The 15,726-nt window shown below is 42.2% G+C and carries 14 protein-coding genes; all 14 read right to left on the bottom strand.

Features of this window, described 5'->3' with window-relative positions:
- Position 1 precedes the first annotated feature (1 nt).
- A complete protein-coding gene (locus tag NYE32_RS02505) occupies positions 2 to 688 on the bottom strand; it encodes an ABC transporter ATP-binding protein (RefSeq protein WP_207185728.1) in 687 nt (228 codons plus the stop codon).
- A gap of 10 nt (positions 689 to 698) precedes the next feature.
- Positions 699 to 1,952 (bottom strand): efflux RND transporter periplasmic adaptor subunit, encoded by a 1,254-nt coding sequence (locus NYE32_RS02500; protein ID WP_156685448.1) that lies wholly within the window; start codon positions 1,950 to 1,952, stop codon positions 699 to 701.
- Positions 1,953 to 2,015: 63 nt separating this feature from the next.
- Positions 2,016 to 2,771, bottom strand: a complete 756-nt coding sequence (locus NYE32_RS02495; RefSeq protein WP_155212883.1) for a class I SAM-dependent methyltransferase — start codon at positions 2,769 to 2,771, stop codon at positions 2,016 to 2,018.
- A 367-nt stretch (positions 2,772 to 3,138) separates the two neighbouring features.
- Positions 3,139 to 6,318 carry a carbamoyl-phosphate synthase large subunit gene (gene carB, locus NYE32_RS02490; RefSeq protein ID WP_156685447.1) on the bottom strand — a complete coding sequence of 1,060 codons (3,180 nt, stop codon included), beginning with the start codon at positions 6,316 to 6,318 and terminating at the stop codon, positions 3,139 to 3,141.
- 230 nt (positions 6,319 to 6,548) lie between these two features.
- Positions 6,549 to 7,637, bottom strand: a complete 1,089-nt coding sequence (locus tag NYE32_RS02485) for a carbamoyl phosphate synthase small subunit (protein WP_002890257.1) — start codon at positions 7,635 to 7,637, stop codon at positions 6,549 to 6,551.
- Between the two features lie 163 nt (positions 7,638 to 7,800).
- Positions 7,801 to 8,727 (bottom strand): aspartate carbamoyltransferase catalytic subunit, encoded by a 927-nt coding sequence (locus NYE32_RS02480; RefSeq protein ID WP_002890256.1) that lies wholly within the window; start codon positions 8,725 to 8,727, stop codon positions 7,801 to 7,803.
- A 24-nt stretch (positions 8,728 to 8,751) separates the two neighbouring features.
- Positions 8,752 to 10,029: a solute carrier family 23 protein gene (locus tag NYE32_RS02475; RefSeq protein ID WP_080611516.1), complete on the bottom strand. Its 1,278-nt coding sequence runs from the start codon at positions 10,027 to 10,029 to the stop codon at positions 8,752 to 8,754.
- 175 nt (positions 10,030 to 10,204) lie between these two features.
- A complete protein-coding gene (gene pyrR / locus NYE32_RS02470; protein WP_002886175.1) occupies positions 10,205 to 10,726 on the bottom strand; it encodes a bifunctional pyr operon transcriptional regulator/uracil phosphoribosyltransferase PyrR in 522 nt (173 codons plus the stop codon).
- Positions 10,727 to 10,946: 220 nt separating this feature from the next.
- Positions 10,947 to 11,837: an RluA family pseudouridine synthase gene (locus NYE32_RS02465; protein ID WP_002886027.1), complete on the bottom strand. Its 891-nt coding sequence runs from the start codon at positions 11,835 to 11,837 to the stop codon at positions 10,947 to 10,949.
- Positions 11,821 to 12,282, bottom strand: a complete 462-nt coding sequence (lspA, locus tag NYE32_RS02460) for a signal peptidase II (RefSeq protein ID WP_080611518.1) — start codon at positions 12,280 to 12,282, stop codon at positions 11,821 to 11,823. The genes NYE32_RS02465 and lspA overlap by 17 nt, the downstream gene beginning before the upstream one ends.
- Before the next feature lie 8 nt (positions 12,283 to 12,290).
- Entirely contained in the window at positions 12,291 to 13,196 is a 906-nt protein-coding gene (locus NYE32_RS02455) for a LysR family transcriptional regulator (RefSeq protein ID WP_002886225.1), read from the bottom strand.
- 116 nt (positions 13,197 to 13,312) lie between these two features.
- Positions 13,313 to 14,551 (bottom strand): CD20-like domain-containing protein, encoded by a 1,239-nt coding sequence (locus NYE32_RS02450; RefSeq protein WP_156685446.1) that lies wholly within the window; start codon positions 14,549 to 14,551, stop codon positions 13,313 to 13,315.
- A gap of 217 nt (positions 14,552 to 14,768) precedes the next feature.
- Positions 14,769 to 15,098: a hypothetical protein gene (locus NYE32_RS02445; RefSeq protein WP_073687486.1), complete on the bottom strand. Its 330-nt coding sequence runs from the start codon at positions 15,096 to 15,098 to the stop codon at positions 14,769 to 14,771.
- 77 nt (positions 15,099 to 15,175) lie between these two features.
- Positions 15,176 to 15,643, bottom strand: a complete 468-nt coding sequence (locus NYE32_RS02440) for a helix-turn-helix domain-containing protein (protein ID WP_073687485.1) — start codon at positions 15,641 to 15,643, stop codon at positions 15,176 to 15,178.
- Between the last annotated feature and the right edge of the window lie 83 nt (positions 15,644 to 15,726).

Genomic DNA, 15,726 nt, shown 5'->3' with positions numbered 1-15,726 from the left:
CCTAGTCAATCCGAACGCTATCAGTCGTGTCCTGAGTGATTTCACCATCACGAATGACAATCTTACGTCGGGCATAGTCCGCAATCTCTGGCTCATGAGTAACCATGATGATAGTCTTTCCTTCACGGTTCAGCTGGGTTAAGAACTCCATAATCTGCATCCCTGTCTTGGTATCAAGGGCACCCGTAGGCTCATCCGCCAAAATGATTGCCGGATCGTTAGACAGTGCACGCGCAATAGCAACCCTCTGCTTCTGTCCACCAGACAGCTCCGATGGTAGGTGATGGCTACGGTCTGACAAGCCAACTTTTTCCAAGAATTGTTGTGCCCTTTGCTTACGTTCACGTGGAGATTTCCCTGCATAAATCAAAGGAAGCTCTACGTTCTTTTGGGCGCTTAACTTTGGCAAGAGAAAAAACTGTTGAAAGATAAAGCCAATCTGGTCATTTCTTACCTTGGCCAGGCGATTTTCAGAGAGATCAGCCACATCCTCGCCTTCGAGTTGATAGGAACCTGTAGTCGGTTGATCAAGGAGTCCGATAATATTCATAAGGGTTGATTTCCCTGATCCAGAAGGGCCCATGATTGCCACGAAGTCCCCTTCTTCTACCGATAAGTCAATCCCCTTAAGGACCTGCAAGGACTCTTGACCATTTTTGAAAGACTTGGTGATACTCTTTAAAACCATAAGTGCTGGCTTAGTCACTAGACCTCACCTCTTCTCCACTAGTGTCTTTTGATTGTTTGCTATCAGCATCCGTCACATCTTTTAGGGTTTCGCCATCCTTAAAGGATTTATCTGCCTTGGTGATAACTTTTTGACCTTCTTTAAGTCCTGAAGCAATTTCCTGTTGCTTGGCATCCGCATTGCCAAGTTTGACCTTGACTTGCTTGATTTTCTGAGTTTCATCATCGTAAACCCAGACATAGTTGTCAGAGCCTTTCTTGGTCACAGCAGTTACAGGAACCAACAAGGCATCATCATCTTTGGTCACTTCAAGAGATACATTAAAACCTTGTTTCAGTTTTCCGATAGGACTAGTCAATTGAACCTTGTATTCATACTGAGAACCTGATTGACCTGAGTTGCCAGATGTCCCCGTTGACTGGTTAGCATTTTGCTTAGGATAATTGGAAACATAGCTGACCTTCCCTGTCCAAGTTTGATCAGGGTATACTTTGGAAGTAATCTTGACCTTTTGCCCCACTGAAATATTTGGAATGTCATATTCTGTTAAGGTCCCTTGAATCTCAAATTGGCCTTCACTTGTCACATGAACTAGGGTTTGGCTCTCTTTTGAAGCAGGGTCCACAGAGTCCGCGACTTCTACGACTGTCCCATTAGCATCTGAAACAATGACTGTTTGGTTGAGAACATCTTGTGCCTTTTCTAGCTCTGATGCTGCATTGGCAATGGCATCATTATAATCTTGCAAGGTTTGGTAATTACTTGCCTCGGTTTGCTGACGCTGTTGAGGACTAACGGTAGTTGTCGAATCATCCTCATCCGAATCACTACTTGTTTGTGCTGAAGCCGCAGGAGCCGTCCCATACTGTTGGAAATAATTACGGTCACGAACTGCCTTATTGTAGGCACGACTAGCCGTATCATAAGCCGCTTGGGCTGAGGTGCTGTCGTATTGGACCAGTTGCTGACCGACGCTAACTTCCTCACCCACAGAGACTGTCACAGTGGCATTGCGTCCAATGGTATTGTCAAAATAAACATACTGTTCCGACTGAGCCTTCACCATACCAGTCAGAAGGGTCGACGAGGCCAGCTGCCCCTTAGTTACCTTACTTGCTGTAGGGGACTCAGAAGCCTTATCATTCTTGCCACCACCTGAAAAAAGGTTAAAGCCTAGGACCAAAAGGACAAGGAAGCCAATTCCTCCAATGATCCAAACTCTTTTTTTATTTTTAAATAACTTTGGACTGATTTTCTTTCGCATATGTCTCTCTTTTCTTTTTGTATCACATGGATGAAACAATTGTAATACTTTTAACTTTCAGTGTCAATGGCCTTCGCTTACATCCATGACACCATAATGCAGCTTTTGATTGGGCCGAACCTGGCGTTCAAAACCAAGTTCTTCAAAAACAGTATCTCGAAAATGTGCCTTGATGATAATTTTTTCCCGCGCAACACGTTTAGTTTCTTTTAGCCATTCTTCTGTCAGACGGCTACCATTGGCCAGAGGCTTGATAGCCTCTAGATTTTCCGATTCCTTGATGATCTCTGAAAACATCGGATCGGCATAGATGATATCAAAGGAATTGTCAGCTTGAACCTTCAAAAAAGACAAGCTATCGCTCTTAATAGCTTTAATAGAACGCATGGCCTTTTCAAGCTGCTTATCATCCGTCTGATAAGAGGCAAGACCACGAGAAACCACCTGAAAAATCACATCTTGACTCTCAAGGGCAGTCACCTGATTTCCCGCTGCTGCCATCACTAGGCTATCAGAAGCCAGACCCATAGTCGTGTCAAGAATAGCCTTGGGAGACTTACCTAAAAGACTGACTAAAGCGTCATGGGGAGCCTTAATCCTGAGAGCAGCCGTATCTGGATGGAAGGTCAACTCACTAGCATCCGCATTAACAAAAGACAATCTGTCTTTATATAGGAGATAGAAAGGTCCAAAGCGCTCTAAACATTTTGCCAAGGACAACTTGCGACGAGGCTGATAATCAGCTCCTAACTCGTGAGCTAGTTCTTGGGCACGTGCAATCAAGGTCTCGTTTTCCCGTAAAGATGTCGTAATAATCATGTTTCTAGTATAGCAGAATTTAAGTAGTCTAAACCATGGTCTTAGATTTCATTTTTAACTTTCTAGCTTACATTTGTGTAAGAAAACTCCTCAGCAAGGCTGAGATTCAGAACATAATTAAACTATTTTTAAATATGAAATAGATTTTGCGTACCTAGTCAGCTTAGACCGAGACTTTTGGCAGTGATGAAAACGCCTGAAGCAATTAGTCTCAGGCGTTCGGAAGTTTTGAGACGTTCGGCTCAAAACTTAGTCATGGAACTTCGAAGAAGATCGCTGACGTCCATCATCACTCAAAAAAAGTCTCAAAAGAAAACTGTGTCTTAAATAAAAAAAGTCCCAGCAAGGCTGAGACTCTGTTTTAAAATTAGATAGCTTCTGTTGTAAAGCTACGGCTTTCAAGCACACGCACCATGGCATCTGCTGTATCAAGCGCTGTGAAGAGTGGGATTCCTGCTTCAATAGCAGAGCTACGAATTGCTGCTCCATCTTCGTCATAAGTACGTTTGTTACCAACCGTATTGATAATAGCTTGCGCTTTACCTGTACGAACAAGGGCTGGAATGTCGTTGTCGTCATTTTCACCTAATTTGTTAACAAGCGTTGCGTGAACTCCATGTTCATTCAAGAACTTAGCTGTTCCTTCAGTGGCGTAGATACCGTAACCGATAGCATCGAAACGACGAGCCAAATCAAGGGCTTCTTCTTTCGTATCATCATGAATAGTAAAGATGACATTACCAAAGGTTGGCAAGTGGAGGTAAGAAGCTTCAAAGGCTTTATAGAGGGCTTTTTCAAGAGTCGTATCTGTACCCATAACTTCACCAGTTGATTTCATTTCAGGTCCAAGGAGACTATCTACCTTAGCCAATTTTGTGAATGAGAAGACTGGTGCTTTAACATGGACATGCTTGCTTTCTGGGTAAAGACCATCTTTGTAACCTTGCTCAGCCAATGATTTACCAAGAATCAAGTTTGTAGCAACTTGTGCCATTGGGATATCAGTCACTTTAGACAAGAATGGTACCGTACGGCTGGCACGCGGGTTAACCTCGATAACATAGACAGTTTCGTCCTTAATAACGAACTGAATGTTCATCATACCAATACAGTTAAGACCGATAGCCAAGCGTTTAGTGTAATCAGCAATAGTCTCTTGGATTTTCTTAGAGAGAGTTTGTGGAGGGTAAACTGCCATTGAGTCCCCTGAGTGAACCCCTGCACGTTCGATGTGTTCCATAATACCTGGAATCAAGACATCCTTACCATCAGAGATGGCATCCACTTCACACTCACGTCCAATGATATAGCTATCAACAAGGACTGGGTGGTCTGGACTTGCCTTAACGGCTGTACGCATGTAAGAACGAAGGTCATCTTCATTTTCAACGATTTCCATGGCACGTCCACCCAAAACGTATGATGGACGAACAAGAACTGGGAAGCCAATCTTACGAGCTGCTTCAACCGCTTCTTCTTCATTTGTCGCTGTTTGTCCTGGTGGTTGTGGGATATCGAGGTCTTTAAGGGCTTGTTCAAAAAGGTCACGGTCTTCGGCACGGTCAAGGTCAGCAACCTGTGTTCCCAAGATTTTCACACCAGCTTTAGACAATGGCTCTGCCAAGTTGATGGCTGTTTGACCACCAAACTGAACCACGACACCCTTAGGTTGTTCCAATTCGATAACGTTCATCACGTCTTCGAAGGTCAATGGTTCGAAGTAAAGTTTATCTGAAACTGAGAAGTCTGTTGAAACCGTCTCAGGGTTAGAGTTCATGATGATGGCTTCGTAACCTGCAGCCTGGATAGCTTTCACAGAGTGAACTGTCGCATAGTCGAATTCAACCCCTTGTCCGATACGGATAGGTCCTGAACCAAGAACGATGACAGATTCTTTATCAGATTTGATTGATTCATTTTCCCACTCGTAAGTTGAGTAGAAATACGGTGTTGATGACTCGAACTCAGCCGCACAGGTATCAACCATCTTGTAAACAGGAACAATGTTATTTTCCAAACGTGTCGCACGAACTTGGTCAGCTGTTTGATTCCAAAGATCAGCAATCTTACGATCAGAGAAACCGTTACGTTTAGCTTCTTTCAAAACATCAATATCGCCTACGTGAGTAGCCAATTCTTGTTCCAATTCGAAGATATGGAGCAATTTGTCGAGGAAGAAGATATCAATCTTAGTCAACTCTGACAATTCTTCAATAGTATAACCACGACGGATGGCTTCAGAAAGGTAGAAGAGACGGTCGTCTTGAGCTTTGACAATCTTTTCAACCAAGGCGTCGTCTGTGACGTCCGCAAGCTCAGGCATCTCATTGTGGTAAACACCGATTTCAAGTGAACGGCAGGCTTTAAGAAGTGACTCTTCGATGTTACGACCGATAGCCATAACTTCACCAGTTGCTTTCATTTGAGTACCAAGACGACGTTCCCCGTGTTCAAATTTATCAAATGGGAAACGCGGAATCTTAGCAACCACATAGTCAAGAGCTGGCTCAAACATAGCGTAAGTTGTACCAGTGACTGGGTTAATCATTTCATCAAGTGTCAAACCAACAGCAATCTTGGCTGCCAATTTGGCGATTGGGTAACCAGTTGCTTTTGAGGCAAGGGCTGATGAACGAGACACACGTGGGTTTACTTCGATAACATAGTACTTGAAGCTATTAGGGTCAAGAGCCAACTGTACGTTACAACCACCCTCAATTTTAAGGGCACGAATAATCTTCAAGCTGGCATCACGAAGCATTTGGTTTTCAATATCTGACAAGGTTTGCGTTGGAGCAAATACAATTGAGTCCCCTGTGTGGATACCAACTGGGTCAAAGTTTTCCATGTTACACACCACAAGAGCATTGTCTGCGGCATCACGCATAACTTCGTATTCGATTTCTTTGAAACCAGCGATAGAACGTTCAATCAAACATTGGGTTACTGGTGACAATTTCAATCCATTTTCAGCGATTTCACGAAGTTCTTCTTCGTTGGCACACATACCACCACCAGTACCACCAAGGGTAAAGGCTGGACGAACGATAACTGGGTAGCCAATTTCTGTCGCAAAGGCAACTGCTTCTTCAACCGTATTTACAATCTCTGATTCTGGAATTGGTTGTTCCAAATCTTCCATCAATTGTTTGAAGAGGTCACGGTCTTCAGCTTGGTCAATGGCAGACAATTTTGTTCCCAAAAGCTCTACTCCAAGCTCATCAAGAATGCCAGCTTTTGACAATTCCATTGCCATGTTCAAACCAGTTTGTCCACCAAGTGTTGGCAAGAGGGCATCAGGACGCTCTTTACGAAGAATACGTGTGACAAACTCAAGCGTAATTGGTTCAATGTAAACTTTGTCTGCGATTTCTTTATCAGTCATGATAGTCGCAGGGTTAGAGTTAACAAGAACAACACTGTAGCCTTCTTCTTTCAAGGCCAAGCAGGCTTGCGTACCAGCGTAGTCAAACTCAGCAGCCTGACCAATGATGATAGGACCAGACCCGATAACCATAATTTTTTTAATATCAGAACGTTTAGGCATAATTTATGATACAAAGCCCGTTAAGGACCCAGTGAAAATAGGAAACGTGACGACGACGCCTAAGCGTCTAGTCACCGTTTATCTTTTTCACACAGTCCTTAGGGCGTGTTCACTTCCGTGAACCTGTATCTTCTCCTTTCTATTTGACAACTCTCTGGTTGTCATTAAATAAGGTAGTAGACTGGGGCGAACAAGAGTCACACCCCACTATAGTCACTAGACAGTTGCAATTAACGACGTGCTTTTTCAGCTTGGAAAGCATCAATCAATTCCAAGAACTCATCGAAGAGATAGCTCGCATCGTGTGGACCAGGTGCTGCATCTGGGTGGAATTGCACTGAGAATGCAGGGAAGTCACGGTGACGAACACCTTCAACTGACTTATCGTTAATTTCTTCGTGTGTTACCATGAGGCAATCTGGAAGTGTCTCACGGTCAATGGCATAACCATGGTTTTGGCTGGTGAAATCAACACGACCAGTCGCAATTTCACGAACCGCATGGTTAAATCCACGGTGACCAAACTTCATCTTGTAGGCCTTGGCACCATTCGCCAAACTAAACAACTGGTGACCCATACAAATGCCAAAAATTGGAATTTTGCCTTGAATGCCACGAATCATATCAAGTGCATACGGTACATCTTCAGGGTTACCTGGACCGTTTGACAACATCACACCATCTGGATTAAGATGGAGAATTTCTTCAGCAGTGATATCATGTGGCACAACAGTCACGTTACAGTCACGTTTTGAAAACTCACGCAAGATAGAGTGCTTGAGACCAAAGTCAACCAAAACGATATTTTTACCAACACCTGGTGCTGGGTAGGCTGTCTTAGTTGATACCTGCTCAATATTGTTGGTTGGCAAAACAGTCGCACGCAATTGATCTTGCAAGTGCTCGATACTGTCACCAGGATTAGCCAAAGTCGCTTTCATGGTACCGTGTTGACGGATAATCTTAGTCAAGGCACGTGTATCAATACCAGAGATACCAGGGATGTTTTTTGCTTTCAAAAACTCATCCAAGGTCATTTGGTTACGCCAGTTGCTGGCACGACGGCTAGCCTCTGACACAACAACACCCTTGGTCGTTGGCTTAATTGACTCATAGTCGTCACGGTTAACGCCGTAGTTACCAACAAGTGGATAAGTAAAAGTCAAAATTTGACCATTGTAAGACTGGTCTGTGATAGATTCTTGATAACCTGTCATACCAGTATTAAAGACGATTTCACCCGTCACATCCACATCAGCACCGAAGGCCTGACCTTCAAAAATAGTGCCGTCTTCCAAAATAAGTAAACGTTTTGCCATTATAGTAAATTGTTCCTTTCACTAAGATACAAAGGGCGTTAAACATCTGAATGAAAATCAAATCTAACGAAGAAGCTCTAGCCTCTAGGAAGATTTGTCTCTTTTCAAAGATTTAGCCCATGTTCTTTTTCGTCTGATTCTCTCAGGAATCGGTTAACGTAGTTTACGCTTTGCCATTTAAAATAGCTTCAATAATTGCCATACGGACAAAGACCCCGTTTTGCATCTGAGCAACGATACGAGCCTTAGGCGCCTCAACCAGGCTATCAGCAATCTCCACATCACGATTAACCGGAGCAGGATGCATGATAATCGCCTGATCAGCTAACTTGGCATAACGTTCTTCAGTCAAACCATAGAGAGCATGGTAGTCTTCTTTTGAAAATCCTTTATCGTCACCATGACGTTCGTGCTGAACACGAAGCAACATGAGCACATCCAAGTCCTCAATGACGTCGTCAATAGCTACATGCTGACCATAGACATCGAACTCATTCGAGTACCACTCTGCAGGACCAGCAAAATAAAGCTGAGCACCCAAACGCTTGAGAATCTGCATATTGGACTTAGCGACACGCGAATGCGTAATGTCACCTGCAATACAAATCTTAAGATTTTCAAAGGTTCCGAACTCTTCGTAAATGGTCATCAAGTCAAGCAAACACTGACTTGGGTGTTGCCCTGAACCATCACCACCATTGACAATAGAGGTCTGGATGGTCCTACTATCAATCAACTGCTTGTAGTAATCGACTTCCGAGTGGCGAACCACACAGATGTCTACGCCCAAGGCAGACATGGTCAAAATCGTGTCATAGAGGGTCTCACCCTTATTTACCGAGCTAGTTCCAGCATCGAACTCAATCACATCCAAGCCTAGTTTTTTCTCGGCCACCTCGAAGGACTTGTGTGTTCGTGTTGAATTTTCAAAAAAGAGATTGGCAGCGAAATACTGTCGATCCAGCTGAAAATCAGCTCTGCCATTTTTAAAATCTCCACCTCGACGAATCAGGCCCAAGACCTCTTCATTCGTGAGGGTTTCCATGGTCACCAAATGTTTCAGTGACACTTTTCCATCTGCAATCGCCATAGTTTTTCCTTTTAAATTGATTGACTAATCTTTGCTACCTTTTTTAGGATCTGGCAAAATTTGATAAAGCAAGATACCAAGAATGGTTGAACTTGCCACACCCGTGATTTGAAGACCACCGAGGTCAATCATCAAACCACCGATACCAGATACCAAGATAACACTAGCAATCAAGAGATTCTTTTTATTATCAAAATCAATCTTATGTTCAACTAAAATTTTCAAACCGCTAGCAGCGATAACCCCAAAGAGAGCAATAGATAATCCCCCTAATACAGGAGTTGGAATAGAATGCAAGAGTGCTGATAGCTTACCAATAAAGCTCATCAAGACCGCAATCACTGCTGCGCCCGCAATAACGTAAACTGAGTAGACCTTACTGAGGGCCATAACCCCAATATTTTCACCATAAGAAGTTACCGGAGGAGCTCCAAAGAATCCAGCGATAATCTGTGCCAAACCATCACCAGTAAGGGTACGGTCAAGACCTGGATCTTTAAAGTAATCACGCTCAGTCAAACTGTTTAGAACCATGACGTGACCAAAGTGTTCAGTCATCGTCACAAAGGCAATCGGAGCCATGGTCAAAATCGCACTTGGATAGAGCCTGAAGCTATAATCCACAAATGGAATGTCAAAGTTTGGAACCTGGATCCAATGTGCCGCTGCTACCTCTGAGAAATTGATAAAGCTATGTCCTGTCAGCAAACCAAGAACCGCTGAGAAAATATAGCCCACAATTAAACCAAGTAAAATTGGGATAACACCGATAATCTTCTTGCCATACATGTTAAAGAGGATAACCGCAAAGAGGGTCACCATCGAAATCAAGAGAGCATAGATACTATAGCTTTTATTTAAAGTTGTTGCATCATTGACTGCATTAGCCGCAAGGTTCAAACCAATCACCATGATAATAGGGCCAACCACAATTGGTGGAAGGACCTTATCAATCCAGTCTTTACCCGCATACTTAACAATCAGAGCCACAAGCAAGTAAACCAAACCACCAGCCATGGCACCTTGAGCCACTGCCGCAATGCCATCAGTCTTCATAAGTGTCTGCATAGCCGCAATATAGGCAAAACTAGACCCCATGTAAGCTGGAATTTTGTACTTGGTCACCGTCAAGTGAGCCAAAGTTCCCAAACCAGATGAGAAAAGAGCAATAGCGGGATCAATCCCAACCAAAATCGGCACAAGCACCGTCGCACCAAACATGGCAAACAAGTGCTGGAATGACAAACCAACCAATAAACCAGGTTTTGGCATATCATTCACATCATATTTTACGTTATTCACGATATCAAAGGACTCCTTAAAATAAGATACAAAGCCCGTCTAAAGCCTAAAGCAAAAATAGGAGATATGACGACGGAGCGCCAGCTCCTAAGAATATTTATCTTTTTTGCACAAGGCTTAGGGCGTGTTCAATTAACAAGATACAAAGGGCATATTACCCTATCCGTCAGCCAACTTAGCTTGGATCGATAATGTTGACGCTATCTTTGCCATCAACTTCTGCGACCAAAACTTCGATTTCTTCTGACTCACTAGTTGGGATATTTTTACCGACATAGTCCGCACGGATTGGCAATTCACGGTGACCACGGTCAACCAAAACAGCCAAACCAACACGCGCCGGACGTCCATGGCTAACGATATTATCAATAGCTGCACGAATCGTACGACCTGTGTAGAGCACATCATCCACAAGGATAACATCTGTACCATCAATTTCAATAGGGAAAACAGATGTGTCTTGCTCAGCCTTAACATCATCACGGAAAGCCTTAGTGTCAAGCTCAATCAATGGCACATCAAGGTTTTCCAACTGTTTCAAGCGCTCTTGGATACGCTGTGCAATATAAACACCACGTGTCTTAATACCAGCCAAGACAATCTTGTCGAGATTTTTGTTACGCTCAATAATCTCATAAGTGATACGTGTAATGGCACGTTTCATGGTTACGTCATCGACGATCTCTTTTTTCTTCATAAAAAGAACCTTTCTAAATACAAAAAAATCCCCTCGAAAACAAGGAGATACACAAAAATATGAGTACAGTTCACCCGTACACTTCTCATGGCTCCTTGCCTGCCTCTCTGGACAGTGATTAAAGGACTTATTTAATTAGGTAAATTATAGCAAATTTCAGACTCTTTTACAAGAAAAAAACGGACGCCCCTCCCAAGAAAGACTATCCGTTTAATAACTATTAAGCTTCTCTCAACTTCTCCAAGGTTTCCTTGAAAATAGCAGGTTCTTCCGCTGTAAATTCGACCAATTCTCCAGTCGTAGGATGCGTGAAACCAAGGGTCTTAGCATGTAGAAATTGGCCATGGCCCTTGAGGGTCTTGCGTGGCCCGTAAAGAGGATCTCCCGCCACCGGGTGACCGATATAAGCCATGTGCACACGAATCTGGTGTGTGCGACCTGTTTCCAGCTGCAACTCTACCAAGGTATAGTTACCAAAACGTTCAAGAACGGTAAATCGTGTTACTGCAGGTTTTCCTTTAGCTGTGACTGCCTGCTTCTTGCGGTCCTTGTCTGAACGCCCAATAGGAGCCTCAATCACGCCTCGATCGTTAGGTAGATTGCCATGCACGATAGCCACATACTTACGAAGGGACTTCTTATCCTTAAGTTCAGCCGCCAAAGCATTGTGAGCCTTATCATTCTTAGCAATCATAAGGAGTCCAGACGTATCCTTGTCGATACGGTGGACAATCCCTGGACGAACCACACCATTGATAGACGAGAGGTCCTTGACATGATACATTAGGGCATTGACCAAGGTACCAGACGTATGACCAGCTGATGGATGGACAACCATGCCTTGAGGCTTGTTGACCACTGCCACATCCGCATCTTCGTAGATAATATCCAAAGGAATATCTTCGGCCTTGTATTCCAAGACCTCTTCTTCTGGCAATTCATAGGTGATGACATCACCCTCTTTAACCGCATACTTGGCCTTTGCCGACTTACCATTAACCAAGACCGTTCCAGCCTTAATCGCTTCATTAGCCTGACTACGTGACAATTCTGTCAAATCTGCCAAAGCCTTGTCCAGACGGTTTCCCGCCTCTTTAATGATGACTTCCATTTTCCTCTTTCCATAAGATTAAAATCAAGAGCAGTACGCCCACCGTTAGATAGGAGTCTGCCACGTTAAATATTGCAAAATCAATAAAATCAAGCTGAACCATATCAACCACGTAACCCAAGTGCACACGGTCAATAAAGTTACCAATACCACCTGAGATAATCAAAACCAAAGATAGCACCAACCAAAGACTCTTCTGGTAATTTTTAACCAGATAAACCAGAGCCGCACCAATCACTAGAACCGTCAAAATCACAAAGAAATATTTCTGATCCTGTAAAATCGAAAAGGCAGCACCACGGTTCTGTAGATAAGTCAAGCTGAAAAGTCCAGGGATCGCCTTGATAACTTGGTTAAGGGCAATATTTGCCACAACCCAATGTTTAACCCACTGATCCAAACCAATCAAAGCCAAGATAGTCAAAGGAATCGCAACCTTACGCATAAGTCCTCCTATGGTTTGTAAGTATCAAAGTAGTCAAACATAACATTGACAAACTTGAGAGCACAAGATGATAAGTTAATCCCCTTACGACGAACATAAACCATCTTGTTATCCAAATTATCCTCAAGCGGAATAACCGTAATCCCGTTCACACTTTGTGCATCCAAGAAACCAGATCCCGTCGCATAGGCATCTGTACGCTCCAAGATACCGTTCAAAGTTGCACGGTCTGTCACGTTAAACATCAGAGACGAATCTGACGTATCCACAAAGTTTTCAGAATAGTAAAGATACTCGTCCTTCTCCTGAGTGAAACGCACTGTAGGCAAGGCCGCCAAGTCCTCCATGACAAGACTTTCTTTTTTAGCCAGAGGATGGCCCTTACGGAGATAAATATGCGTTTTAAACGGAATCAAATCAATAGCCTCAAGCCCAAGCTTGTCCATATTTTGATGGATTCCCTTGCTATTTTGACGATTCAAATAGATAATCCCAATCTCACTGTGCCCCTTGGCTACCTCATCCAAAATCTGAATAGTCGTAGACTCAAAGATACGGAAATCCTTATAATCAGGATAGCGCTCTGAAAAAGTCGTAATCAAAGGTGGCAAAAAGTCATAGTGCTGACTAGCAATCGAAAACTGGTTGCCCTTTTCAGAAGCATTGAGATAGCGATTTTCAAAACTATCAAAACTGCGTACCACCTCAAGCGCACGCTCATAAAAGGTCATACCCTGACTGGTCAAGACAGCCCCCGTCGTTGTACGGGTGAAAATTTGGAAATTCAGCTCTTGCTCCAAATCCTTGATAGCCACCGAAAGGCTAGGCTGACTCACAAAGAGCTTGCTGGCTGCCTCACGGAAGGTTCCGCTGTTGGCAATGGCTACGACATAACGTAGTTGTTGTATGTTCATGTGTGACACTTCTTTCTTGAAAAATCAATCAATATCATTATACCAGATTTTATCCTCTTTTTGTTGATACTAAAAAGCCCAGGCACCCCTGAGCTTGAATCGCTAACAAAATAGTCTTATTCGTCTGATTTGTCTGTCAAGAAGTACTCGTTTTCACGTTTGTCATAGTCAAAAGTTAAACGAACAGCATCTACCTTTCCACTTTCTGGATTATAATCACGGTAGCTAAGACTGACTGACTGAGTGAGATCGCCTTGTTCAGTTTGTGTCATTTCATGATAAGTGAAACTAGCCTCTGGGTGTTTTTCAACAACCTCAGAAAGTCGTGTCCCCTTGAGCAAATCAGCTTGTGTACCTACAGACAACTTTTCATAGTCATCTTTTGTCCAGTTGCTATGATAGTCATCGACTTCTTTGACCTTATCATAGTCGAAGGTTGCTGAGGCAGATTTCAAAACATAGACACCGTCTTTTTGCTCGAAAGTCAAACGAACATAGTTGTTTCCATCTGTGTTTTCTTTTCTATAGGTAAGATCTAACAAATCTGGTTTATCTTCCTCGTAAGCATCACTATACTCGGCATCAGTCGCCTTACCGTGAGCATCCAAGACCTCGTCCAATGTCAAAGTACCAACCTTCAACTCCTTAAACTGATCCTCAGTCCAGTCAAACTTATAATTCTCATCGATGTACAGATAAGCTCTATCGTGACCGTCACTTTGGAACTGCTCAGCATGGTTCATGACAAATTTCACTGCTTGATAGCCTGCTCCAGCAAGCGAAGTCATGAAGAAGATGATTGACATGACTAGGGCAATAATAGAAAGTGCCTTGCGTGTCGACTTCAGACTCAAAACCAAAGTCACAATAGCTAGAATGATAAGGAAGAAAGCAAGGAAAGTAAAGACAAAACCGAAAGGAAGCGTCCAAGACAAAATGACGAATAGAATCCCCAAAACTAGGATAATAATCGGCAAAGCAATATTAACAAAAGCATTGTTCTTGGTTACTTTTGCTTTGTAATAAGGGTTTTCCAAAGGTATCTGACTTGCCTTTGGAGTTTCTTTTTCTTGCTCTTTCTCCATATTCAACTCAGGCATTGGCTTAGGAGCTTCCTCCTCTAATGCCACCTGAGCCTCTTCTGGTTGCGTATCTGCTACTGAGTCAGCTGTCACCTCTTCAGTAGCTTCAGAACTATCCACCTGCTTAGCCTCAACCTGCTCAGACACTTGGGCACTTGGTTCCTCCGAAGCAATGACAAAACCCTCTTTCTTAGCTTCCATAAACTCCTCAGGACTTGGTTTACGTCCATTGACGTCCTCAAAGTGACGCACCCATTCTTCTCTAGTTGCCATAGCTGACTCCTTTATCTCTTTTTCTTTATTTTATCATACTTTAATCTCGTCTTATGAAAATAAAATCGGATATAAGAGAGAATTTTTTGAGACTACCTTAGGTGCTTAGGTGACATGATACATTATGAGAATGGATGAAAGAAGAGAAGAAACTGCACCCAAAAGTTAGATTTTCTCTATCACACTTTTTGGGGCAGTTCACATTATGGTTTATTTATTACTCATCAGAAAACATCAATTCATCTATTTTTTCTCTATCTTCAGCAATACCCTTATATGACTCGATTGTATTACTAAGAAATTCCATACTTACCTCGCGATTTCCTTCGTATAAATATATTTGAGCACCTAATGTTTCAAGACTTTCTAGGAGGGTCCTCATTTTTATCAATTCCTCTAAATCTAGATAATTACATTCTAATAAAACTTCTCCCCTTTGAATCTTATTTTTTATCTCACCAATTGGTATACTAATAAAGTTTCTTACCAATTTACAAGCTTCAAAAATATTATTTGACATTTTTACTTTTGAGTAGATTACTGACATAACTTCATCCTTTAGAAATCTTGCACATCTATACACTTTAATATTAGTAAGAATAGTTTTTTTATATTTGTATGTATCTAGTCCTTTTTAATCTCCAAACTAAGCTTATAAAAACTATAAAGGCTATAAGAAATTGCAATAATCCCCAAGAAACCAAAGTATACATTATCCTTTAAACTCTTCATATAAATTCCAATGATTATAAAGAGAAAGGTGTTGATCAAAATGACTAATCTTTTATTTTTTATCTTGCCTATTTTAAGTATCAATAGTCTAATAATAAGTATGGACGGAGAGAATAAAACGGCAATTATTATAAGTAAAATATTTTTTCTGCTAATTAAATTAGCTTTAATGTCTTTTTGAGATTCTTTCTCAATATTCATTTCTTTAAATAATAGATCCAGTGAAACATTATCAGGCTCACTTTTTCCTAATTCCCATTTAGAAATCGTCTGACGAGTAACAAATACTTTATCTGCAAGTTCTTGCTGAGTCATACCTGTTTTAGCTCTATATTCTTTGATCAACGTGGCAATGTCCATTTTAATACCCCTGGCTTATTTTTATTCTTTTATAAAAGGCTCTGCTAACAAAATTGCTATTAATATTATATAGGGAGGATGTT

The organism is Streptococcus sp. FSL R7-0248, assembly GCF_037967965.1.
Lineage (GTDB): Bacteria > Bacillota > Bacilli > Lactobacillales > Streptococcaceae > Streptococcus.
Note: the sequence above shows the minus strand (reverse complement) of the source record. Positions and strands in the feature narration are given on the sequence as shown.

Bases quoted from the DNA above. Each gene is read 5' to 3' on its own strand.
- NYE32_RS02505 (WP_207185728.1), bottom strand. From the start codon at position 688: ATGGTTTTAAAGAGTATCACCAAGTCTTTCAAAAATGGTCAAGAGTCC.
- NYE32_RS02485 (WP_002890257.1), bottom strand. From the start codon at position 7,637: ATGGCAAAACGTTTACTTATTTTGGAAGACGGCACTATTTTTGAAGGT.
- NYE32_RS02500 (WP_156685448.1), bottom strand. From the start codon at position 1,952: ATGCGAAAGAAAATCAGTCCAAAGTTATTTAAAAATAAAAAAAGAGTT.
- NYE32_RS02480 (WP_002890256.1), bottom strand. From the start codon at position 8,727: ATGGCGATTGCAGATGGAAAAGTGTCACTGAAACATTTGGTGACCATG.
- NYE32_RS02450 (WP_156685446.1), bottom strand. From the start codon at position 14,551: ATGGCAACTAGAGAAGAATGGGTGCGTCACTTTGAGGACGTCAATGGA.
- NYE32_RS02445 (WP_073687486.1), bottom strand. From the start codon at position 15,098: ATGTCAGTAATCTACTCAAAAGTAAAAATGTCAAATAATATTTTTGAA.
- NYE32_RS02465 (WP_002886027.1), bottom strand. From the start codon at position 11,837: ATGGAAGTCATCATTAAAGAGGCGGGAAACCGTCTGGACAAGGCTTTG.
- NYE32_RS02455 (WP_002886225.1), bottom strand. From the start codon at position 13,196: ATGAACATACAACAACTACGTTATGTCGTAGCCATTGCCAACAGCGGA.
- carB (WP_156685447.1), bottom strand. From the start codon at position 6,318: ATGCCTAAACGTTCTGATATTAAAAAAATTATGGTTATCGGGTCTGGT.
- lspA (WP_080611518.1), bottom strand. From the start codon at position 12,282: ATGCGTAAGGTTGCGATTCCTTTGACTATCTTGGCTTTGATTGGTTTG.
- NYE32_RS02440 (WP_073687485.1), bottom strand. From the start codon at position 15,643: ATGGACATTGCCACGTTGATCAAAGAATATAGAGCTAAAACAGGTATG.
- pyrR (WP_002886175.1), bottom strand. From the start codon at position 10,726: ATGAAGAAAAAAGAGATCGTCGATGACGTAACCATGAAACGTGCCATT.
- NYE32_RS02495 (WP_155212883.1), bottom strand. From the start codon at position 2,771: ATGATTATTACGACATCTTTACGGGAAAACGAGACCTTGATTGCACGT.